Origin of the sequence: Denitraticella aggregata, assembly GCF_048158365.1 — a bacterium.
In the GTDB taxonomy this organism is placed as follows: domain Bacteria; phylum Pseudomonadota; class Gammaproteobacteria; order Burkholderiales; family Rhodocyclaceae; genus Azoarcus_F.
The window spans coordinates 71,590-94,946 of record NZ_JBLLNL010000009.1 but is presented as its reverse complement, the minus strand read 5'-3'; the positions used below and the strand labels follow the sequence as shown (position 1 = coordinate 94,946).

Annotated in this window: 18 protein-coding genes and 1 pseudogene; 8 read left to right on the top strand and 11 right to left on the bottom strand. The window is 63.1% G+C overall.

The features are described from left to right. Positions 1-29: 29 nt before the first annotated feature. A complete protein-coding gene (locus tag ACKVEX_RS12180) occupies positions 30-413 on the bottom strand; it encodes a thioredoxin family protein (RefSeq protein ID WP_473216003.1) in 384 nt (127 codons plus the stop codon). A 236-nt stretch (positions 414-649) separates the two neighbouring features. Between ACKVEX_RS12180 and ACKVEX_RS12175 the strand changes: the two genes are divergently transcribed. Beyond that, entirely contained in the window at positions 650-1,147 is a 498-nt protein-coding gene (locus ACKVEX_RS12175) for a hypothetical protein (RefSeq protein ID WP_473216002.1), read from the top strand. Between the two features lie 266 nt (positions 1,148-1,413). Then, positions 1,414-1,950 (top strand): peptide deformylase, encoded by a 537-nt coding sequence (gene def / locus ACKVEX_RS12170; RefSeq protein WP_473216001.1) that lies wholly within the window; start codon positions 1,414-1,416, stop codon positions 1,948-1,950. A gap of 305 nt (positions 1,951-2,255) precedes the next feature. Here def and ACKVEX_RS12165 read toward each other — a convergent pair whose 3' ends face one another. The 8 genes from ACKVEX_RS12165 to ACKVEX_RS12130 form a co-directional block, all read right to left on the bottom strand. Beyond that, positions 2,256-2,765, bottom strand: coding sequence for an OsmC family protein (locus ACKVEX_RS12165; RefSeq protein WP_473216000.1), 510 nt, complete (start codon positions 2,763-2,765; stop codon positions 2,256-2,258). A 462-nt stretch (positions 2,766-3,227) separates the two neighbouring features. Continuing rightward, the gene (locus ACKVEX_RS12160; RefSeq protein WP_473215999.1) at positions 3,228-3,623 is read right to left on the bottom strand and encodes a cupredoxin domain-containing protein; all 396 of its coding nucleotides are present in this window, start codon (positions 3,621-3,623) and stop codon (positions 3,228-3,230) included. A 39-nt stretch (positions 3,624-3,662) separates the two neighbouring features. Continuing rightward, positions 3,663-5,069, bottom strand: coding sequence for a multicopper oxidase family protein (locus tag ACKVEX_RS12155; protein WP_473215998.1), 1,407 nt, complete (start codon positions 5,067-5,069; stop codon positions 3,663-3,665). Positions 5,070-5,071: 2 nt separating this feature from the next. Next, positions 5,072-6,382, bottom strand: coding sequence for a TolC family protein (locus tag ACKVEX_RS12150; protein WP_473215997.1), 1,311 nt, complete (start codon positions 6,380-6,382; stop codon positions 5,072-5,074). Further along, the gene (locus ACKVEX_RS12145) at positions 6,379-9,756 is read right to left on the bottom strand and encodes an efflux RND transporter permease subunit (RefSeq protein ID WP_473215996.1); all 3,378 of its coding nucleotides are present in this window, start codon (positions 9,754-9,756) and stop codon (positions 6,379-6,381) included. The genes ACKVEX_RS12150 and ACKVEX_RS12145 overlap by 4 nt, the downstream gene beginning before the upstream one ends. Position 9,757: 1 nt before the next feature. Beyond that, a complete protein-coding gene (locus ACKVEX_RS12140) occupies positions 9,758-11,440 on the bottom strand; it encodes an efflux RND transporter periplasmic adaptor subunit (RefSeq protein WP_473215995.1) in 1,683 nt (560 codons plus the stop codon). Next, entirely contained in the window at positions 11,437-12,747 is a 1,311-nt protein-coding gene (locus ACKVEX_RS12135) for a TolC family protein (protein ID WP_473215994.1), read from the bottom strand. The genes ACKVEX_RS12140 and ACKVEX_RS12135 overlap by 4 nt, the downstream gene beginning before the upstream one ends. Positions 12,748-12,876: 129 nt before the next feature. Beyond that, a complete protein-coding gene (locus ACKVEX_RS12130; RefSeq protein WP_473215993.1) occupies positions 12,877-13,284 on the bottom strand; it encodes a copper-binding protein in 408 nt (135 codons plus the stop codon). 274 nt (positions 13,285-13,558) lie between these two features. Here ACKVEX_RS12130 and ACKVEX_RS12125 point away from each other — a divergent pair. Then, positions 13,559-13,729: pseudogene (locus ACKVEX_RS12125) on the top strand (winged helix-turn-helix domain-containing protein); the annotation flags it as partial. Continuing rightward, the gene (locus ACKVEX_RS12120) at positions 13,726-15,165 is read left to right on the top strand and encodes a heavy metal sensor histidine kinase (RefSeq protein ID WP_473215992.1); all 1,440 of its coding nucleotides are present in this window, start codon (positions 13,726-13,728) and stop codon (positions 15,163-15,165) included. The pseudogene ACKVEX_RS12125 and the gene ACKVEX_RS12120, both read left to right, overlap by 4 nt. Before the next feature lie 52 nt (positions 15,166-15,217). Here ACKVEX_RS12120 and ACKVEX_RS12115 read toward each other — a convergent pair whose 3' ends face one another. After that, positions 15,218-16,576: a sensor histidine kinase gene (locus ACKVEX_RS12115; protein WP_473215991.1), complete on the bottom strand. Its 1,359-nt coding sequence runs from the start codon at positions 16,574-16,576 to the stop codon at positions 15,218-15,220. 45 nt (positions 16,577-16,621) lie between these two features. Beyond that, positions 16,622-17,317: a response regulator gene (locus tag ACKVEX_RS12110; protein ID WP_473215990.1), complete on the bottom strand. Its 696-nt coding sequence runs from the start codon at positions 17,315-17,317 to the stop codon at positions 16,622-16,624. A gap of 490 nt (positions 17,318-17,807) precedes the next feature. Between ACKVEX_RS12110 and ACKVEX_RS12105 the strand changes: the two genes are divergently transcribed. The 4 genes from ACKVEX_RS12105 (at position 17,808) to ACKVEX_RS12090 (ending at position 23,356) form a co-directional block, all read left to right on the top strand. Beyond that, positions 17,808-18,143: a c-type cytochrome gene (locus ACKVEX_RS12105; protein WP_473215989.1), complete on the top strand. Its 336-nt coding sequence runs from the start codon at positions 17,808-17,810 to the stop codon at positions 18,141-18,143. Positions 18,144-18,205: 62 nt separating this feature from the next. After that, the gene (locus ACKVEX_RS12100; protein ID WP_473215988.1) at positions 18,206-19,057 is read left to right on the top strand and encodes a cytochrome c3 family protein; all 852 of its coding nucleotides are present in this window, start codon (positions 18,206-18,208) and stop codon (positions 19,055-19,057) included. A gap of 23 nt (positions 19,058-19,080) precedes the next feature. After that, the gene (locus tag ACKVEX_RS12095) at positions 19,081-21,231 is read left to right on the top strand and encodes an MtrB/PioB family outer membrane beta-barrel protein (RefSeq protein ID WP_473215987.1); all 2,151 of its coding nucleotides are present in this window, start codon (positions 19,081-19,083) and stop codon (positions 21,229-21,231) included. 106 nt (positions 21,232-21,337) lie between these two features. Next, positions 21,338-23,356, top strand: a complete 2,019-nt coding sequence (locus ACKVEX_RS12090; protein ID WP_473215986.1) for a cytochrome C — start codon at positions 21,338-21,340, stop codon at positions 23,354-23,356. Position 23,357: the final 1 nt, after the last annotated feature.

Sequence of the window (23,357 nt, the reverse complement as noted above, 5' to 3'; positions counted from 1 at the left end):
CCGCGCGTGAGACCCGAATCAGCCTGCACTCAAATCCGAAGCGACACCAACATCGCGCGTACCTCGTCCGGTATCGCCGACAGCGGGGCCGCGCTTCGGGAAACCGTTCTCAGCAGTGGAACCACCGCCGTTTCGGTCGGCAGCGTCGTGCCGAAATAGAGCGGAACCCCGTCACGCACGAGCAGCAACGCCGGAAAGCTCTCCATCTCGAGATTCCCCACGATCTCGGCATCGTCTTCGATGTCGATCCAGCAAAATGCGATCTCCGGGTAGGTCGCCGCCAGGCCTTCCAACACGGTCCTGAATTCCCGGCATGTGCCACACCATTCTGCGCACAGCGCAATGGTCAACACCGAGCGCGGCGACGCATGCTGGCCGACTGCGAGTCCGGACGGATCAAGAATGGAAGTCATGGTGCAAGCAATTTCGAACGCGGGAATTCGCATTTTAGTGAAGGGCGCCTCGAATAATGCGACGTTTTTTTAAGGCGCCCGCAATGAGGGCGTTTATTCTTCCTGTCCCAACTACTGATGTAGTCGGGCATAAAAAGTGTTCTAATGGTCTTGTCCGCGCGCGATTGGAACGATATGTTGACGCGCGCGTTTTGTGATAATCACATTTCATGTTCAACCCCGTGCAGGAGCGTTTTATGAAAGTCGCTATCCGATCGTTTGTCACCTGTCTTTGCCTGGCCGTTCCCTTTGCCCCGGCTCTGGCTGATCCACTGGATATCACCGCGCTGATGTCGCCGAAGGAACAGTTCCGGCTGGATTTTCAGGATGACAGCAAGCGCTTCGTGCTGATGGTGCGCCGCGAGGGCACGGCCGAGGGAACCGGCTTTCTCGCGGGCGCGTCAGTAACCGAATTCGGCATGCACCCGATCGAGCCCGGCGTAGGCGGTCATCCGCGCGGCTATCTGGAATTCACCGATGGCGCCGACAAGGCCTATGTCGAATGGGACGTGCGCGCGGTATTCGTGCCGGGGCCCGAGGGCAAGCCAATGCTGCTCGATAACGGAACCTGGCAGGTCGTGGGTGGCACGGGTCGGTTCGAGGGGCTCAAAGGTGCCGGATCGCTCAATATCCGCGCGGCAAGTCCGACGGATCGCAATTTCATTCTGAAGGGTGAACTGTTCCCCGCGAAATAATTCCACGCTCCACCCGAGCGGGAGCGTGGAATGCGTAGTTCTCCATGGTGAATGAACAGTGTCGGTTTTTTGCGTGCGGCGAGCCTTAACCCGCGTTTCTCACACCAGCACGATTCGTCGAGGCCGAATAGACTTTTCGACCTCGCGAACTGATCCTGTCTTGGCGCGGATCCTTGAGCGGGCGCAGCACAGCGCCTCACTTCGCAGAGTGAGCGCGCCCGCCAGCCCTGCCGACAGCGCTACACAACAACAGGCAGGACGACATCGTGACGGTCCGTGACATTCTTTGCATGGGCGATCCACGGCTGCTGCAGACAGCCGCACCGGTGATTGCGTTCGGCACGCCGGCACTCGAGGCACTCATCACCGACCTGTCCGACACGATGGCCGCTGCGGGCGGGGTCGGGATCGCGGCACCGCAGATAGGTGTTGGTCTGCAGGTGATCATCTTCGGTTTCGAGCACAGCGCCCGCTACCCTGACGCCCCGCCCGTGCCGCGCACCATCCTGCTCAACCCAAGGATCACCCCGCTCGACGACGCCATGGAGGAGAACTGGGAAGGCTGCCTGTCCGTTCCTGGCCTGCGGGGCGTCGTCCCGCGCCACCGACGGATACGTTACCGAGGCTTCGATCCCCTCGGCCATCGGATCGAACGCGAGGCCGAAGGCTTCCATGCTCGGGTCGTCCAGCATGAATCCGACCACCTGTTCGGCACCCTTTTCCCGATGCGAGTTCGCGATTTCACCCGCTTCGGCTATACCGAGGTCCTGTTTCCGGAAGTTTCCGCTCAGTCACAAGCATAAGGGCACGCAGGTTCGATTCAGAAAAACCGGGGACGACGTAACGATGCTGCTGACCCATCCCTGGGGCTCACGCGCCGTCGAGCTGGAATGCCCGCCGACTGACCCGACTTTGACACTCCCGGTTACCACGCGTGGCCAGATAGCCCATCGGGTGTAATTTCCAGCGATTTGCCGGAAACCGCCGTAGATCTATGTGTGAGCCGTCCCCGATCGAGGCTGGGAATGCCCGGCGATGGTCTGAGCTTCGAATATTCAGCCGACCAGCTGAAGCTGGCGACGGATCGGTGACCTGCCGGGGCCTGCTTTCAAACGCGCGTTCGCGAGACGCTGAGGCTGGGGCTTTGCTTCAGGGTCTGATACACGACGCAGTATCGCTCTGACAGCGCGAGCAGGCTGTCGAGCTGTGCGTCGGTGGCGTCGGTGTCCAGCTCGAAATGCAGGCGAATCGCGCTGAAACCGACCGGAGCCTCGCGGCTCACCCCAAGGGTGCCACGAAAATCCAGATCACCTTCGGCGGTGATGACGGCGTCGCGCAAGGTTATCCCGAGCGCCGTGGCCACCGCCTTGAGTGTGACGCCCGAACAGGCTACCAGCGCCTCTAGCAGCATGTCGCCCGAGCAGGCATCGTTGCCGTCGCCACCGGTCGCCGGATGCAGCCCGGCGGTGACCCGGCCGTGGCCGGTCTCGACCTGCAGCGCGGGGCGATCGGCCAGCACGCGGCCGCGAGCGGAGAGCGTCCACAGCGCCGCTGCGGGGTCTTCCTTGTAGCGCGCCTTGAGCGGCGCCTGGGCTGCCTTGAGTTGCTCCGCGTCCATGATGTTCCTCAGAATCCACAACCGACATGACCCGGATGATAGCTGACCAAATGCCGGCCGGCTGCAATTCCTTCGCACAATTGCCTCGGACAAGATCGACATCCCGAGAGTACTGGCCACCTGCGCGACGCCAGGCCCGCTCCACAGCCCGATGCCGCTCTGAAGGCGATCCGTGAACGACGGCCCGGCGATCCGTTACGGCTCGACCGTGACGGCTTCGAACATGCCCGCCTGATAGTGCCCCGGGATCAGACACGCAAACTCGAAATCCCCGGTGCGATTGAAGGTCCAGATGATCTAGGAGGCTGTCGGACTTGAGCGATCGTCACGAGCCGGGTGGGAAAGCGAGGACAGATCTGGTCGATTTTGAGGCGCATAGTGGTTCTATGCAACGAAAAATCGGGCAGATATGGACCGCTTCTCCCACCGGCGCAGTAGATCAGCCTCAAGTCCGACAGCCTCCTAGGCCACCTCACCCGGCGGAACATGGGCCATGTACGGTTCGTCGTGCTGCATGCCGGGGAAGCGCAGCATCAGTTCGGCGTGCTCCTTCAGCGAATCGGCGTCTCCGATGACGAGTTCATGCATCATCCGGCCCGCGTTGCGTACGACGATTCGTAGCGTTTCGTCCTCGCGCACCCGAACCGCGGAAGGCGTGAAGCGCATGTCGCCGGTCATCGTAACCTCCACGGACCGGTTCGCCTGTTCGGGGTCGGCGGCTATACCCCAACCGGACTGTTCCTTCACGACGGGCGCAGCGTTCGAGTCGTGCCGCGCCTCGCCATGGGCATGGAGCGCGACGCTGATCATGGCGAGGACCAATCCGACCGCGGTCGAGGCAAGGGTACTTTTGTTCATACGGGTGAGGCTCCATCAGGTTGGCGAACAACGGGCTTATCAGTGCGGGGGAGCACCACCGCCGGGTTTGCGGACCTGGATCTCGAGGGCGGAGCGGCGCAACCCCGGAACCTCGGTGGTATTGAGGCGTTCGGCACTGAATCGTTTGGGTTCGGGCAGGGTGCCCTGCCATTCGAATGCCTGCGTGCCAGGAGGCTGTGCATACCAGCCCGGATCGGAATAGTCGCCCGGTTTCTGGTCACGACGCACCTTGAAGGTAGTGAACATACCACCCATGCCGATCGCACCGTGCGGGCCGAAGCCGGTCATCATCGCCAAGGTCTGCTCGGGCAGCATCATCGGCATCTCCTTCATGTCGGCCATGCCGCGCTCGCCCATCATCATGTACTCGGGCTCCAGCTGCTGGATGCGCCCGAGCAGCCCGCGGTGGTCGATGCCGATCATGGTCGGCACATCATGCCCCATCGGGTTCATGGTGTGATGGCTCTTGTGACAATGAAATGCCCAGTCACCCTCTTCGTCGGCGATGAACTCGACCTGGCGCATCTGCCCCACCGCAATATCGGTGGTGACCTCCGGCCAGCGCGACCCGGGCGGCGTGGGGCCACCGTCGGTGCCGGTGACCTCGAACTCGTGCCCGTGCAGGTGGATCGGGTGGTTGGTCATGGTCAGGTTGCCCACCCGGATGCGCACCCGGTCGCCCAGGCGCACGTTCATCGAATCGATGCCCGGAAACGCCCGGCTGTTGAAGGTCCACAGGTTGAAGTCGAGCATGGTATTGATCTTGGGGACCAGGCTGCCCGGGTCGATGTCGTAAGCGTTGAGCAGGAAGCAGAAATCCCGTTGAACATCGCTGATCAGCGGGTTGCGGGTGCGCGGGTGGGTCACCCAGAAGCCCATCATGCCCATCGCCATCTGCACCATCTCGTCGGCATGGGGGTGATACATGAACGTGCCGGGGCGTCGAGCGATGAACTCGTACACATAGGTCTTGCCGACCGGGATCGCGCGCTGGTTGAGCCCGACCACGCCGTCCATGCCGTTGGGCAGGCGCTGGCCGTGCCAGTGGATCGAGGTTGCCTCCGGCAGCCGGTTGGTCACGAACAGCCGCACCCGGTCACCCTCGACCACCTCGATGGTCGGACCGGGGCTCTGCCCATTGTAGCCCCACAGGCGCGCGACCATGCCGGGCGCGATCTCGCGCTCGACCGGTTCGGCGACCAGGTGAAATTCCTTGACGCCATTGTTCATGCGCCAGGGTGCGGTCCAGCCGTTGAGGGTGACCACCGGATTGTACGGGCGGCCGGTCGACGGCATCAGCGGCGGCGCGGTGTCGGGCGAGGTCTGGATGACCGGCTCGGGCAAACTGGCCAGGGCGGCCTTGCTCACGCTGGCGGCGGCCACCGCTCCGACGGCGGCGCCGGCGATGAATTGTCTCCTGTCCATGCTCAATGCCCTCCCGCTGCTTTCGAGCCTGCCGGCTGCGCGAGCCCGTCGGCACCCGGATAGTCCGCACCAGCCAGCACCGCCTGAAGATTCGCATGCGCGAGCCAGAAGTCCCGCAAGGCCAGAGCCGCCACGGTGTCCGCGGCGAGCCGCTCGCGGGCGCCATCGAGCAGATCCCAGGTACTCTTCAGCATGCCGTTGTAGCGCAGCAGCACTTCTTCCTGTTTCGCCGTCTGCATGTTCTTGCGGCTGAGCGCCTGTGCTGCGAGGTCGTGGGCAATGCGGTAGTTGATGTAGGCTTCGCGCACCTGCGAGCGCACGCTCACGGCCAGGCCCTCCGCCTTGGCAATGGTGCGAAAGGCGTGGGGCGCACCATCACCCACTGCGGCGCGTCGGACCTCGACCCATACGGCGGCAGTCGGCGGACGCCTCAGCACTGCGGCATCGTCGGCGAACTCGCCCAGCATCTGCTCGACCGCGTCGGCACCAAGTGCCTGCCAGCGCGCCTGCGCGTTCGCCCCCAGGGCGCGTCGCGCAAGCTCGGCCTCCTGCGTCGCCAGCGGCAGCATCGGATGACGCGACAAGGCCAGCGCTTCCAGACCCGAACCGTCCATGACATCGGCCGGCAACTCGGGCAAACTCGTCGGCAGCGTGAAATGCACCGCCTCACCCCACAACCCGGTCACCCGTGCCAGCGCTTCGCGCGCACGGGTCGCTTCCTGCCTGGCAGCGATCAGACCCACCCCCGCGTCCTTGAGCGACAGTTGCTCGCGCAACAGGCGATCCTGGCCCCAGTTGCCGACACGGGTCATTCTGGCAGCGAGTTCCGCGCCGGTCTCGGCCGCACCATAGGCTTTCGTGGCATTTTCGAGCGCCGTTTCAGCGGCGATCGCGCTCACCCAGGCACGCAGCACATCGCGGGAGAAAACCGCTGCGGCAATGTCGGCACGTGCTCGTTCAGCGCGACTCATCGCCGTGGTCGCCAACAGGTCGGGCCGCGCGGACAGAGCCGACCGGAGTGCTTCCGAGGCACTCATCAGCGCCCCTTCCGGGGTCGCCTCCATCTGCCCGGTGACCGGGTTCTCGCTCTCCCAGCGCAATATGTCGATATGCCCGCGGGTGAACCGCCCGACCGTCTCATTGGCCTGGCGCCAATCGATCTCACCCAGTTGTGGCATCGCACCCAGCAGAGGTAGCGGAGCGTATCGTGGCGCGGGAACCGGCGCAGTCGGCTCATAAGGCGGCGCGGACTGGACGGCCATCGGCAACAAGCCGACTGCGAGCAATCCGGCCAGATGGCGTTTGCAGATCACGTTCTGACTCCTTGTCCCTGGTTGGATGCCTCCACGCTTGTGTGCGCGCGGTAAGCCGGGTCCGTTGCGCAAGCGCTTTCGGGGCTCTGAAGTGACAGCCCCCACTGCTTGACCACCGCATAGATCGCCGGGATCACGATCAGGGTCAGGATGGTCGAGGACAGCATACCGCCGACCATCGGCGCGGCGATGCGACGCATCACCTCCGAGCCGGTGCCAGTGCTCCACATGATCGGCAGCAGGCCCGCGATGACGGTGATGGTGGTCATCATCTTGGGCCGGACCCGCTCGACCGCACCCTCCATCACCGCGCGGTAGAGATCGGAGACAGTGGGCGAACGCCCTTCGGCCACGCACCGCGCCTGCGCGTCGCGCCAGGCCTGGTCCAGGTAGATCAGCATGATCACGCCGGTCTCGGCGGCGACCCCGGCCAGCGCGATGAAGCCCACCGCGACCGCCACGCTCATGTTGTAGTCCAGCCACCACATCAGCCAGATCCCGCCGATCAGCGCGAAAGGCACCGTGCTCATCACGATCAGCGTTTCGGTCATGCGCCGGAAGTTGAGGTAGAGCAGCACGAAGATCAGCGCCAGCGTCAGCGGGATCACGATCTGGAGCTTTTCCTTGGCGCGTTCCATGTACTCGAACTGCCCGCTCCAGGTGGCATAGGTGCCGGGCGGGAAGCTCACCTGCTCGGCCACCGCTTGCTGCGCCCTGCGCACGAAGGTGCCGAGGTCTGACTCACGGGTGTCGACATAGATGTAGCCGACCAGCATCGCATTCTCGGTGCGGATCGCCGGCGCGCCGTTGCGGATGCTGACTTCGGCCACCTGGCCGAGCGGTACCATGCCGCTGGCGGTCGGCAGGAACACCTCGCGCGCGATGCGCTCCGGGTCGCTGCGCAGGCCGCGCGGATAGCGCACCGTCACACCATAGCGTTCCAGTCCCATCACCATGGTGGTCACCTGCTCGCCACCCAGCGCGGTCGCCACCACCTGCTGCAAGGCGTCGACCGTCAGACCGAAGCGGGCGAGCTGGTCGCGGCGCGGCTCGATGTCCAGGTACAGGCCGCCGGTGACCCGCTCGGCGTAGGCGCTGGTGGTGCCGGGCACCGCTTTCACCACGGCTTCGACTTCGCGCGCGACATGCTCGATCTCCTCCAGGTTGCGACCGAAGACCTTGACCCCGATCGGGGTGCGGATGCCGGTCGACAGCATGTCGATGCGCGCCTTGATCGGCATGGTCCACGAGTTGGCCAGGCCCGGAAAGCGCAGCGCGGCGTCCATCTCGGCGATCAGCGAATCGATCGTCACCCCTGGCCGCCATTCGGATTCCGGTTTCAGGTTGATCACCGTCTCGAACATCTCGATCGGCGCCGGGTCGGTGGCCGATTCGGCCCGGCCAGCCTTGCCATACACCGACTCGACCTCGGGGAAGGTCTTGATGATGCGGTTGGTGGTCGCCAGCAGGCGCCCGGCCTCGGTCACCGACATGCCCGGGATCGAGGCCGGCATGTAGAACAGCGTGCCCTCGTTGAGCGTCGGCATGAATTCCGAGCCGATCTGGCGCACCGGGTAAAGGGTGGCCGCCATCGCCGCGATCGCCACCACGATGGTGACCCACTTGAAGCGCAGCACACCGCTGATCATGGGCCGGTAGCTCCAGATCAGAAAGCGGTTCACCGGGTTCTTCGCCTCGGGCAGGATCCGCCCGCGCACGAAGAACAGCATCAGCACCGGGATCAGCGTCAGCGACAGGAAAGCGGCGCCGGCCATGGCGAAGGTCTTGGTGTAGGCCAGCGGCGAGAACAGCCGCCCCTCCTGGCCCTCCAGCGCGAACACCGGCAGAAAGGAGACGGTGATGATGAGCAGCGAGAAGAACAGCGCCGGCCCGACCTCCTTGCAGGCGTCGATGATCACCCGGGCGCGCTGGGCTTGGGTCCCTCCCCCTTGAATTGGGAGAGGCGGGTCCGATGGGATATTCCGAACGGAGCGGTCAGTTACGGTCCCTCCCCCTTCAAGGGGGAGGACAGGAGGGGGATGGGTTCTGCCTTGGGCCGCGCTAGACCCATCCCCACCCCGGCCCTCCCCTTGAAGGGGAGGGAGATGTCGAGTGCGCTCGAATTGCTCCAGCCGCTTGTGCGCGTTCTCGATCATCACGATCGCGGCATCGACCATCGCCCCGATCGCGATCGCGATGCCGCCCAGGCTCATGATGTTCGAGCCAATACCGAGCGCGTTCATCGCGATGAAGGCGAACAGAATGCCCAGCGGCAGCGTGACGATCGCCACCAGCGCGCTGCGCACATGGAGCAGGAACACGATGCACACCGCGGCGACGATCAGGCTCTCCTCGAGCAGCGTCCATTTGAGGTTGTCGATCGCGCGCTGGATCAGCTCCGATCGGTCGTAGACCGGCACGATCTCGATGCCGGTGGGCAGACCCGGGCCGATCTCGGCGATCCTCTTCTTGACGTTGGCGATCACGTCGAGGGCGTTCTCACCGAAGCGGGCCATGACGATGCCTGAGGCGACCTCGCCCTCGCCGTTGAGCTCGGTAATGCCGCGCCGTCCGGCCGGCACCAGCTCGACCCGCGCGACGTCGCTGACGCGCACCGGCGTGCCCCGATCGGTGCCCAACACCAGCGTCTCGATGTCCTCGATACCGCGCAGGTAGCCGCGGCCGCGCACCATGTATTCCTTCTCGGCCAGCTCGATCACCCGGCCGCCGACGTCACGGTTGGAGGCTGAGATGACCATGCCGACCTGTTCCAGCGGAATACCGTAGCTGGCCAGGCGATGCGGGTCGATGACGACCTGGAACTCCTTGACGAAGCCGCCGATGCTGGCAACCTCCGACACCCCGTGAGCCTGGCTCAACTGGTAACGCACATACCAGTCCTGCAGGCTGCGCATCTCGCCCAGATCCTTGCCCTCGCCGAGCAGTGCATACTGATAGACCCAACCGACGCCGGTCGCATCCGGCCCGATCTGCGGCGAAACCCCCTGCGGCAGGCGTCCGGCGACGGAGCTGAGATACTCCAGCACACGCGAGCGCGCCCAGTAGATGTCGGTGCCGTCCTCGAAGATCACATAGACGTAGGACGCGCCGAACATCGAGAAGCCACGCACCACCCGGGCGCCGGGCACCGACAGCATCGCGGTGGTGAGCGGATAGGTGACCTGATCCTCGACCACCTGCGGCGCCTGTCCGGGGAATTCGGTGAACACGATCACCTGCACGTCGGACAGGTCAGGGAGTGCGTCGAGCGCGGTGTTCTTGAGCGCGTAAAGGCCCGCACCGATCAGGAACAGCGTCGCGAGCACGACGATGAAGACGTTGCGCCCGGACCACTCGATGAGACGATTGAGCATGTCAGTGGCCCTCGTGGCGGGCGCCACCGGACACACCGGACGATGCGGGTGGAGGTACGGCAGTGGAATCGATAGAGCCCGAGGGCGCGGCACCCGCGGCCGCTTCGGACTGGATCTCGACCACGACGAACTCGCCATTGCCCCGGTCCTCGAAGGCGAAGCGGATGGGCGTGCCGGGTGCAAGCCCTTCGACCAGCGCCGGGTCGGCCAGCCCGAACTCCATCGTCATCGCCGGCCACGACAGCGCGGGGATGTCCTCATGGGCCAGCATCACCGTATTGCTGTCGTCGAAGAAATCCTCGAAGGCGCCACGGGTCTCGACCCGTGCCGGACCGGTTTCCGGGTCACCCTCGCCGAAATTCGCCAGCGCCGCCTGCAGATTGCTCTCCGCATCGATAAGGAAGTTGGCTGACACCACCACCCGTTCATCGCCTTCCAGGCCGGACAGGACCTCCACATTGTCGCGGTCGCGTAGCCCGGTCTCGACGATCTGGGGGCGGAAGCGCCCTTCGCCCTCGGCGACCAGCACGATGCGGCGCTGGCCGTCGTCGATGATCGCCGACATCGGCACCGTCAGGCGCGAGGCGTCGCCCCCTGTGACCAGTTCCACATGCGCGAACATGCCCGGCCGCAGCAAGCCCTCGCTGTTCGCCAGCTCGAGCCGCACCGGTGTGGTCCGGGTCGCGGCGTTCAGGGTCGGATAGATGAAGGTGATCCGTGCGTCGAAATCGCGCCCCGGAAAAGCGTCGATGCCGACGCGCGCCGACTGGCCGGTCTCGACCCGGGCGAGATCCTGTTCATAGACGTCCGCGAGTACCCACACCGTGGACAGATCGGCAATGCGATAGACCGGTGTGCCAGGCGTGAAACGCATGCCCTCGACCGCGGCTTTCTCGAGCACGATGCCGTCGGCCGGTGCGCTGAACACCACGCTGTGGCCCCCTGCCCCAACGCTCCCACCCCCGACCTGCCAGTTGCGCAGCCGCGCGCGCGCAGCCTCGGCGAGCCGCTGCGCGCCCTGTCGTGCCACGGGGTCGGACTCACCCGCGCGTGCCCGTAGTTGCTCGGCAATCGCCAGTTCCTGCCGCGCCGAAGCGAGCTCCGGGCTATACACCGTGAACAGCGGCTGCCCCTTGCGCACCGGATCTCCCGTCGCGCTCACGTGAAGTCGCTCGATCCAGCCCTCGAAGCGCGGCGACACGTCGTGGATGCGCCGCTCGTCCAACTCGATCCGGCCGACCGCTCGCAGCGCCGCGTCCAGGACACGTCGCTCGACCGGTGCGGTCCGCACGCCGAGACTCTGCAAGCGCGCCGGGCTGACCCGGACCGTGCCGACATCGTCACTCTGCTCGTCGGCATAGACTGGAATGTAGTCCATGCCCATGGAATCTTTCTTGGGTTCCGGCGAGGTATCCGGCAAACCCATCGGGTTGCGGTAATAGAGGATGACCCGCTCACCTGGCGCACCTGCGGGCGCCGCCGTAGCGGCGGCCGCTGCCCCGGACGCTTCGGCAGCAGTGGCCGGAGATGACACCGACGCAGGGCCCTCTGCGGCGCGCGAGTCGAGGATCAGTACGGAATGGCCAGGGTGACCGGGCGATGACGACTGGCCGGCCAGGTAGCCGGCGAAGAGCACAACCGTCACGACCGTGACGATCAGAACAGGCTTGAGGGCGGGTTTCACAATGGGGTTCCCAGGAGTTGTTCCAGATCAGCCACGCTCAGCGCGGCCTCGGCCTCGGCTTCGAGCAGCGCAAGACGGGCATTCAACACGCGCTGCTGGGCGGCCAGCACCGACGCGAAACCCACCGTGCCGGTTTCGTATCCGGACCGTGCCGAGGACAGACCCGCCTCGGTTTGCGGCAGCAGGCTGTCGCGTATCAGCACGGCCTGCCCCCGGCGCGCCTCGAGCGCGGCATGGGTTTCGCCCACGGCACCGGCCAGGCGGTCCTCTGCGGCGGCTCGACGCGCTTCGGCCGCGCCACGTGTGTACTCGGCCTCACGCTCGCGCGCACGGCGGCTCGCCTGCTGCAACGGGATGTTGAGTTCGAGCATCAGCTCCCAGCTGTCGCGCCCGCCACGAGGACTGTTGTTTTTGATGGACACCCCAAAATCCGGGTAGCGATCGCGATAGGTCAGGGCGCGGTTACGCTCGGCAGCGACCAGTTCGGAACGGGCACGTGCGAGCACTGGCGCATGCTGCGTCGCCTGCTCGATCAAGGACCCCAGAACGGCCGGCGGTGGCAGCGTCGGCAACGCGACCGGCTCGGCCAGTGGTGCATTGGGCGCACGCGGCAGCAGCGCATTCAGGCTGGCCTGTGCGGCGGTGCGGCGGCGCACCAGCTCGACCGCTTCGATCCTGAGCGACGTGAGTTCGCCCTGGACCTGCAGCACGTCCTGCTGGGTCGCGAGGCCCAGCTCATAGCGACTCAGCGCCAGTGCTTCGAGACTCTCGTTCAGCGCAATCGTCTCGTTCAGGATGCGCGCCTGATCGGTCGCGCGGAAGTAGGTCACATATGCGCGCCGGATCGCGGCCTCGATCTCGACCCGGGTCTGCACGACTTCGGCAGCCGCCCCGGTCGCGAGCGCACCGGCGACTTCCCCGCGCAGCGCGCGCTTACCCGGAAACGGCAGCATCTGCGACACCCTCAGCGTGGTCGTACCGACCTCACCGGGCACCAGCGTGGCCGAGCGCCCGGGGTTCATCGCGTTGGTCACATCCATCAACTCGATCTCGACGCGCGGATCGGGCAAGGCGGTCGCCGAAGCCACGCGCTCGCGTGCGGCGGCCGCATCCAGCCGGCGCGCGGCCAGGGCCGGGTTGTGCTCGCGCGCATGGGCGATCAGCGTGTCGAGATCGGTGCCAAGTCTGTGTTCCGACGCGGCCTGAAGGACAGGCGTGTCGCCGGCGAGGACGACCGGGCTCCCTGCAGTCAGGAGCGTCGCAGCGCAAAAAAGCGTGGTCCGCAGGGGGCGGATGAAGGATGTCATCGTAAGCATGGCGGAGGCGTTGATTTCGAATGGCCGGCAAGCGGGTGGCACGACGGTAAATGGACCTGGACACCCGATACCGGACAGCTCGTGACTGGCAGCAAACGGACCGCCCTGCAGCCCCGCGGCTCAGTCGCCCCGTTTCTCGATCGCGGTCACGATAAACTCGTCGCCGTCCTTGTCCGCGGCGAACCGGATCTTGTCGCCGTTGGTCAGCCCGTCGAGCGATGCATCACCACTGACCCGGAAGGTCATCGTCATGGGCGGCATGTCCAGATTCACCAGGGGACCGTGCGCGATCGTCACCGTGCCGGCGCCGGCATTGACGCGGCGGACCGTGCCTTCCGACAAACCCGTTGCGGCGGCTTCGGCGCTTTCTGTGGCGCCAGCGCTTGCTGCGGCCGCGCCGTGACCACCGTGGGATCCGGCGTGTCCGGCCTGCGCCATCACCTGGCCGGCGCTCAGGCCGACCAGGCCAGCGAGCGCGATCGACGCGACAACGAAACGGGGCAACGAGGTGGATGACAAGGTTCTCATGACAGTTCTCCTGATCGGATGGGGATGAAGAAACATGGTGACTTGCGCTGTGGATGGCGGTGGGCACAGCCTGTCGACTTCGGCATGATGCGAGTGCGATCCAAACAGCAAGCTGACACCGGGATTACATCTTTGTAATCTTCGTAACGCCCGTGACAGACACTGGCAAAATCGCCTCATCGCAACAGGCGGAACACATTGGTGAAAACTCTGCTCGTCGAGGACGAACCTAAAACGGGGAACGACCTGCGCCGGGGACTGGGCGAGGTCTCGCCGCGCGCTTGTAGCCTTCCAGGTGAGGGACATGACCTCCTACAGTGACACCCACGTGATCGAAGTGGCAGTTCGCCGGCTTCGGGCCAAGGGGGTTGATACCTTCGAACCCAAGCTGATCCGCAGCGCGCGTGGCCTGGGCTATTTACGCGAGGCGGACACCTGGGGATGAACACTCTGTCGCTACGCGGACTGTCGCTGACCGCCCGACTGGCGCTGCTGTTCGCCGCGATGGCGAGCGGGTTGCTGGTCGTCGTCGGTATCGCGGTCGATCGTGCGGTGTCGGCGCATTTCGACGAACTCGACCAGCACGACCTCGCCGCCAAACTGGCTGCGATCGAGACCTTGCTCGCGACGACCGTGTCCGACGACGCGCTCGTCGCACTGCAGGGCCGGTTGGACGATGCCCTGGCCGGTCATGACACGGTCGCGCTACGCGTCAGCATCCCCGCGCGCGGCTGGCGGCATGCGATTCTCGACGAACGCTTTGCGAATCGCTTCGACAACGGCGTCGATCAGCGCTTCGATCCCCGCGTCGATACAGGCAGCCACCCGCACTCGTCCGCCCCCCAGGCTTTGATGAAGTGGCGGGACGCGCACGGCACCCCCTTCATCGGCAAGGCGGCCACGATCATTGTTCACCTGCCCGAGCCGGTCGCAGCCGAAGTCGTGCTGGGACTCGACATTGCCCACCATGTTCGCTTCCTGCAGACGATGCGCGTCCAGCTGGGCATCGGCATCTCGGCCGCCACGCTGCTAGCGGCCATGCTCGGCTGGCTGGCCGCGCGCAAGGGGCTCGCGCCGATACGCCGGGTCACCGCCACGGCCGGTCGGTTGTCGGCCGAGCGCCTCGGCGAACGTCTGTCGGAGCAGGAGGCACCGGCCGAAATGCGCGAACTGGTCGAAGCCTTCAACGGCATGCTCGAACGCCTCGAAGCCTCGTTCCGCCAGCTGAGCGACTTCTCCGCCGACATCGCCCACGAGCTGCGTACACCGGTTTCGAACCTGATGACCGAGACGCAGGTCGCGCTGTCGCGCAGCCGCTCCGCCGAGCAATACCACGAGGTGCTGCATTCCAACCTCGAGGAGTTCGACCGGCTGGCGCGCATGATCGCCGACATGCTGTTTCTGGCCAAAGCGGACAACGGCCTGCTGCCCCGGCCGGCCGAACGCGTCGCACTTGAGGACGAAGCGGCGGCGCTGCTGGAGTTCTATGAAGCGCTGGCTGAAGAAAAGGCCATTCGCCTGAGCGTGTCCGGCCAAGCGGAAGTCACCGGCGACCGCTTGATGCTGCGCCGCGCCCTGTCCAACCTGCTGTCGAACGCGATTCGCCACACACCGGCTAGTGGCTTCGTCGACGTAGCGATCCAGCAGAACCAGGACGCGGTCTCGATCACCGTCACCAACCCGGGTGAGACCATTCCGCCGGAGCAACTGCCGCTGCTGTTCGAGCGTTTTCACCGGGTCGATGCCTCACGCACCCGTCAGGGCGAAGGCGCCGGCCTGGGCTTGGCGATCACCCAGTCCATTGTAAAGGCGCATGGGGGCACGATCACGGCCACCTCGGTAGAGGGCCTTACCCGTTTCACCATCCGGTTGGGGTCCTGATCAATGAACTGCACGAAGCAGGCAATTTCGGATAAGCCGTCCCTTGTTCTGGCTAAGTCTCCAGCGTCATAACGGGTAGCTCCAACGTCACGCACAAACCGCCTTGTTCAAGATTGGCTGCGCTGACGCGTCCACCATGAGCCTCAACCGCCCTGCGCACGATGGACAGCCCCAGCCCATGACCCGCGGCTGAGACAGCACCACGACCACGAAAAAACGGCTCAAAGACGGAAGTAAGTTCGTCCTCCGGAATACCGCCCCCGTGGTCACACACACTCACCCGCACCATGCCGGCGGCCTCTTGTATGACGCGGACATGCAACGGTGCTGCTGCCGGGGTGTGGACGATCCCATTGCGAATCACGTTCTCCAGCGCTCTGCGCAAGAGCTCGCTACGGCCTTTGATCAACACGGTGCCCTGCGCTTCAAGTTCAATCCGGTTACGGCTGAAGCCTGCCTCGAATTGGGCATCACTCACGATATCTTCCAGCAACTCGACCAGATTCACGCATTCTTCATCAGTCACGGGCGCGTTCGATTCCAGCCTGGACAAGCTCAGGGTTTCGGACAACGTACGATCAAAACGATCAATCTCGTACCCCATTCTATCAAGCATTTCGGGCGCCTTCTCGGGGCTGCGCCGCATCAGCGCCAGTGCCACATGCATGCGCGCCAGCGGTGCTCGCAACTCGTGCGAAACATCATGTAGCAAGCGTGTCTTGGCACTCACCGTCGCCTCGACACAACTTGCCATCTCATCGAAATCGCGCGCCAGATCAGTCACCTCATCGCTACGATTGCCAATCAAAGGCCCGATCCGCGTGCCCATGTCACCCGCGGCGAAGCGTCGGTTGGCCTCATGCAGATGACGAATCGGACGATACAGGTACCAGCTCAACCCAATTGCAAACAGCAGGCTGAGCAGCGTCATCGCTGAAAACTCAGCTAGCAGGGAACTCTTGGCTTGATACACATGCACGCTCGGAGGTGTCGCCGGCAACATGGGCAGCGGCACGAACAACAGGTACTGCCGTCCATCAAGCGCGCGCACCTCATGCACCGCAGTCGCCCCGGGATTGTCCTTCAGTAGCTGCCGAGCCTGCATCAGTGCCTCGGCAGCTACTGTTCGGTCGATCAGGTCGCGCCCCTCGTCATCAACGACCATCACAGGCAAAGGGCGCTTACCGGACCAGTTGTTGAACAAGGACCGCGTCGCTTCGACACCGTCACGGGTCAGGCTCATGGCAACCAGACCAGACGCCAGCTCGGCGCGGTAACCGACGGACAACTCCGGCGTTGCCCGCAGTTCGTGCTGAAACATCGCATCCACAATCCAGTCAACCGTTAGCGCAATCGCCACGATCGCCAGCCACAGCGACACAAAGATCTTCCAGAACAAGCGCGTCGGCATACACCCTCGCAACACATCCACGAGAAATACAGGCAAACGCACCGACTACTCCCTCAACAGCACAAAGCCACTGCCATGAACCGTTTGCAGCGGCATGCGGCCATCCTCGAGCTTACCCAGCTTGCGTCGCAAATTGCTCACATGCATGTCCAGGCTGCGGTCATAGCGCGTCAGTGGCCGAGCCAGCACCTGCAATGACAGTTCCGACTTGGATACCACACTGCCTGCGTTTTCGAACAAAACCGACAGGATGCTGAACTCGGTGCTGGTCAACTGCAGCGCTTCTCCGCGCCACGTCGCCACACGCTTCGCCTGCGAAATGGTCAGCGGCAAGGCTGACTGGCCGTGCGCCTCTCCGCGCCTGGCCAGTCCCGTACGCCGCAAAATGGCGTGAATGCGTGCGACAAGCTCACGCGGATTGCACGGTTTGGCCAGGTAATCATCCGCCCCCAACTCCAAGCCCAGGATGCGATCCAGATCGTCACCCCGTCCGGTCAGCATCAACACCGGCTGATCTGTTTCATGGCGCAACTGGCGCAAAACCTCGATCCCACTCATTCCGGGCAACATCACATCAAGAACGACCAGATCAAAGCACCCTCCCAGGGCTTCCTGGCACCCCATCTCACCGTCATGCACGGTCACGACCCGCATTCCCTCGGCTTCAAGGTATTCCATCAGCAAATGGCACAGGGATTCGTCGTCATCGATCAGCAGAATCTGTGGCAGACGTTTTCTCAAATCTGATTCTCTCTTGTTGCGCTACTGCGTTTACCAATGCCAAAACAGCACATCAGTTCGTTGCTGCATTAATGAGACATAAGTTTCCCGAACTTACAGCTCTTTACATATCTTTGCACTACACGCCCAATCTAACTATCGGAAGGCAGTCCTGATCGTACCGCCACCTCGCAATGCCACCATGCGACGCCAGCGCCTACGACTTTGGTCCGAGTGATTCGACAACTAAATTCACTTGATCGCATATGGTTATCGAAGCGCAGTCACACACGGCAGCACAACTCAGTGCGACGAAATGTCAGACCACCATCGTTGGCAGCGAAAAAACCCTAGCACTTCGCGGTTCCCATGCTTAAAACAAAACGTAAATATTCGTAAAGATCTTGTCAGCTCCAACCTTTGCCCTGCTTGACCCGCCTCAAGGGCGACCTCAACATCCTCCCCGAACCCTTTCGTAGAACCCGTTGTTCAGCTTTATTTGAGGTATGCCATGAAAAAGCTCACTACCCTCCTTATCTCCGGCGCCCTGCTGTTTGCTTTCAACGGCACCGCCACCGCAACCGTCGACGAGGCGGATGCCGAAAAGTTGCTCAAGAGCAGCAAGTGCTCGCGCTGCCATGAAGTCGACAAGGTCAAGAAAGGCAAGCCGTTCGCGCAGACAGCGGCCGATTACAAGGGCAATCCCGATGCCGTCGCCGAAGTCATAGCGCATATCTCCAAGCCCAGCAAGGTCGAAGTCGACGGTGAAAAAGTCGATCACGGCACGGTCAAGACGCGTGACGCCGATCGCATCCGCAACCTCGCCGAATGGATTCTCTCACGCTGACTCGGGCGGCCCTCTGCAGCATTGCTTGGCATCAAAACGATAACAACCTTTCAGGGAATACCATGAAGCGAACCCTTGTAACCCTCATCGTCGTCTTGGGGGCACTGCTATGCGCCCCAGCGGCCCTGGCACAATCCAGTGGTGGCGAACAATGCAGTAGCTGCCACGAGGAAGAGTCCCAGACCCACGCCAAGAACTATGGCTATCATGGGGAATGCACTACCTGTCACGTCAACGCCGTCGATCACGCGAAGACGGAAGAAGCGCGCGAAAGCGGTGAAGAGATCCTCAAGTCGATCGCGGCCACGCTGCCAAAAACCGAGCAATGCATGTCGTGCCACGTCAGCGACGCCAAGCACATGAACTTTGCCTTCTCCGAGCACAACAAGGCCGGCGTTCAGTGCAGCGATTGCCATGGTAATCACTCGCCGAAGATCAAGACGATCAACGCCAGTCTGGCCAGAGCCAATCCGGAGGTGGCCTTATGCGTCAGTTGCCACCAGGGCGTGCTCGCCAACTTCAACCAGCGCTCGCACCATCCGGTCAAGGAAGGCGCGATGACGTGTACCGACTGCCACAACACCCACGGCAGCCAGGTCACCACCCTCGCCGCCAACACCCAGCAGTGCACCCAGTGCCACCAAAACGTGCGCGGCCCGCATGCCTTCGAGCACCCACCGGCCGTGGAAGACTGCGCCAGTTGCCACAGCCCCCACGGTTCGCCCAACCGCAAGATGCTGACGCTGTCCGAGCCGATGCTGTGCATCCAATGCCATTCGGTTGCCGGTAACCGCCACGGACAAGCTGGCGGTAGCGCCAACGGGCAGCGTATTTCACCCACCGCCCTGCGTAACTGCAGCTCCTGCCACAACGCACCGCATGGCAGCAGCAACGACCAGCACCTGCGCTTCTGACCGGCACCGGATTGGAGAACAACATGAAAGCGAACAGCACGCTCAAGTACATCGTGCCCTGTCTGTCGGCACTGGCCGTTGCGATGGGTCAGGCTTATGCCGAGTCCGGCGCGTCGACAGTCAGCGGCGAAATCACGCCCAAGGCGGTCTATTTCAACAGCCATGGTGGCGCCCCCAACTGGGTGCAGTCATACAACAGTCAAAAGGCTTGGTCAGGTAGCCGCAGTAACGGCTTCTATGGCGACTTCGACCTCGATCTGACGATCGGCAATCTGCTGTCGATCGAACGTCAGGGCTTTGGTGCGGACAACCATCGCGGAAAGTTCAGCGGCGGTAACGCAGCATTCGGCATCAAAGGCTATTATTCGCATTATCGATCCCGCACTGGTGCGCTGGATTATGCGAACCGTCCGGGAACCGCCAACAATCCGACTGATCCTGCCTACGTACCTACAACTACCACCGAAGCAAATTCCGGTTTCATCAGCCAGTTCAACGACGATAGCGCTGCAAGGACTGATTTCCGCGTTGAACGCACCCGCTACGGGTTGGCGGTCAAGCTCAAACCCGAGTTGCTCGGCAAGGGCAGCAGCCTGACGCTGGGTTTCGATGGTTATGAGCGCGATGGAAACAAATTTGCAACCTGGGTTGCGGGTAATAGTGATTTCGGCCCCCCTAATCCCGCACTCCAGCGCGTTCCAGAGCGCTGGCGCGGTTACGACAAGGACGTTGACGAGCGCATGGGCAAACTGTCGCTCAACTTCACGGCGTCGCCAGGCGGACTGTTCCAGTTCGCCTACGACACCAGCTATGAAAAATTCGATAACAAGGCGCGTACGAGCCTGATCGGTGACTTCGCTGCTTTTCTTCAGAACGGCGTGACCGTCCGCAACCCGGATACGCCGCTTCATTTCGCACCCGACAGCACCCTGAGCACGCATGCCATACGGCTGTCGAAGACCTACGGTAGTACCGCTGTCGCGATGGGTTATGGCATGTCGACGCTGAAGCAGGACTCGCGCTCCGCCGAGCAGGCCGCAGTCGGGTTCCGCGGCGAAATCGGAACTCAGAACGCTTTCATCACCGCCACCCATCGTTACTCACCCACGCTGTCCTTCGACGGTCATGTCAAATACCGCAATCGTGACAACGATTCCACCGATACACCGAGCGGCATTCTCGATCGTAATGTGCGCGACGAGTGGGGCGTGCGCATCGCCCGCCTGGAGTCACTGGACTACGGCATATCGGCGACTTTTTCCGGTCTGCCCGCAAAGTCCAGTCTCACCGCGGGCTGGAAGCGCGAGGACACCGACCGCGATCTGGAATACAACTTCATTAGCGCAACCAGCAATATCGGGGTACTGCCGAGCGTATCCCTGTACGGTGAAGAGACGGTCTCGGACGAGGTCTACCTGAGGTGGGTTGCGAGACCGATCAAAGGTATGACGTTGCGCATCTCTCCGTCCTACGTCTGGGCAGACAAGACCGCGCTCATCACCCAGGCCGAAAAAGCCTTTGAGTTGAAGACCCATCTAAGCTACGCGGTGTCGAGCGAAATGCTGGTCAGCGGCTACTACAACTACAAAGACAAGGAAAACGGTGATCAGCGCTTTGTTGACACCATCAAGCCAACGGGTGGTCCTGTCGTCCTTGGCAATGCCTTCAAGCAAAAGGCCGACAACACCTTCCACAGCGCGGGCCTGAACCTCGGCTACACGCCCGACGAATGGACCAGTCTGGGCGTAAGTGTGGATTGGGCGCAGAACGATTTCGACAGCTTCTTCTTCGGGACGAACAGTCGGCGCTTCGAGACACCCATCCTCTTTGACCAGCGTGGCGCAGCCAGCTTCAAGGTAGACACCTGGTCGCTGACCTTCAATGGCGATTACCAGCCGACCGACCAACTCAAGTTGAGTGCCAGCTACACCTGGCAGCGATCCGATGGCAAGACACGCACCACCGGGCTGCAGGCCGCCGGTGATGCGCCCGAAACGCTCAGCGACAAGATCGACAACACGCTGCAGAGCCTGTCGTTCGGCGCGGCTTACGAGGTGCGTGAGAACGTCACCCTGCGTGGCCTTTACATCTACGATCGCTACGACGACAAAGCCTTCCGCAACCTGAACGGTGGTCAGCATACGGTCATGATGGGCGTATCGCTCGGCTTCTGATGGCTGGTGGCCGCCTCCGCACGGAGGCGGGCCTCTCTGCAGCGTTTCCGCAGTTCCCGAGGCACGATTCACACAATCGTGCCTTATTCTTTTGAGGCATCTGTTCATGCTCCAGAACACCCTTTTGACCCCTGCGCGACGCTGGCTGGCCGGCATCGTGCTGGGGCTGCTGGCGACTGCCGCCGGACCCGCAATAGCCCAGACGACGAGTGATGCGTCGCCGCATGCGGGACAATCTTTTACCAACCAACAATGCCTGGCCTGTCATGACGGCAGCGAGGGCGACTATGAAGTGGAGACGGCCGACGGCGACACCCGCACCCTGTTCGTGATTCCGCCCGAAGCGTTCGCCAAAGGCGTGCACGCCAACCTGCAGTGCATCAGCTGTCATGAAGGCATCGTCGACCTCGAGTCTCCGCACCAGGATACGGGCGTAAGCAAGCGTGCCGACTGCGCAAGCTGTCACGAAGACCTGTGGGCCAAGGCCGAAGCCGACGGCAGCAGTGCGCAGAAACCCCGCCTGGGAATCGTGGTGGACAACATCAAGGCGCATGCCGAGTCTTTTCATGCGCGGCCGAACCCGGATGATCCTTCTCGTCCGCTGGCCAGTTGCAACGACTGCCACAACACCCACACCTTCAACATCCCGCCCAAAGGCTCAGAAGAGCACCAGCAATGGCGAGTGACAACGCCCCTGCTGTGCGGCAGCTGTCACGATTTTGCGCTTGAGGAGTATGCCGAGTCCATTCACGGTCAGACCGTGCTGGAAAAGGGCGACCCCAAGGCTGCTGTCTGTGTGGACTGCCACACCAGCCATTCGGTGGCAGGCACGTCCGGCTCCGTTGCGCGCCTGGCTATCACCGACCAATGCGGCACCTGTCATGAAGACAACTTCAGGACCTATCGCTCCACTTATCACGGCCAGATCGGTGCACTGGGGCATGCCTACTCGGCGAAATGCTTCGACTGTCATGGCAGTCATGACATTTTGTCGCCCGACGACCCCGACTCGATGATGCATGTGGACAACCGTCTGGAGACCTGCCAGAACTGCCACAGCGACGACAGGGAGGGTATGCGTACCGCTACGGCTGGCTATATCTCCTTTGGCCCACATGCTCACGGCGGAGACTTCGAGAAGTACCCCGAAATGTGGATCGCGACCAAGTTCATGGTGGGGCTGCTGATCTTCGTGTTCGCCTTCTTCTGGGCTCACTCGGGACTGTGGTACTACCGCGAATGGCAGGACCGCAAGGCAGGCGTGGCGCGCGTGCGCATTCGCACCGGCGACCTGAAACTCGACGAGAAGAAGATGCACTTCCAGCGTTTCCACTGGGGCTGGCGTATTGGCCACCTGCTGTTTGCGCTGGCGACGATGACACTGGTGCTCACCGGCACCTCAGCCCTGTTTGCCGAAAGCGCCTGGGCACCCATCGTGTCTGACGCGTTTGGCGGTCCGCGGGCGCTGGGATTGGTGCACCGTGTGGCAGCCGCCATCTTCATTGCCATCTTCGTCATCCATTTCATCTATGTCATGCAGAAGCTCCTGCGCGATCGCAAGTTCCGTTGGTTCGGGCCGGACTCCATGCTGCCCAACTGGAAGGACTTCGCCGACTGCGCGGGCATGTTCAAGTGGTTCCTCGGCAAGGGTCCGCGCCCGCAGTTCGAGCGCTGGGCGTATTACGAGAAGTTCGACTACTGGGCCGTGTTCTGGGGTGTCAACGTGATTGGCTGGAGCGGTCTGATGCTGGCCTTCCCGCACGTTACCGCGCACTACCTGCCAGGCTGGGTGTTCAACGTGGCCACGCTGGTTCATGGCGAAGAAGCCTTCCTGGCCGCGGTGTTCCTGTTCACCGTGCATTTCTTCAACAACCACTTCCGTCCGGACAAGCTGCCGCCGCCTGACATCGTCATGTTCACCGGTACGCAAACCCTGGAGGAGTTCCGCCATGACCACCCAGCGCACTACCAGCGCATGGTAGATACCGGCGAGTTGCAGAAGTACCTGGTTGAAGCCCCGTCCGCGCCCATGACCCTGGCCTCCAAGATCCTCGGCCTGGTTCTGATAGGTGCCGGATTGATCCTGCTGGCGCTGGTATTGAACGGCTTCACGTACATCATCTGAA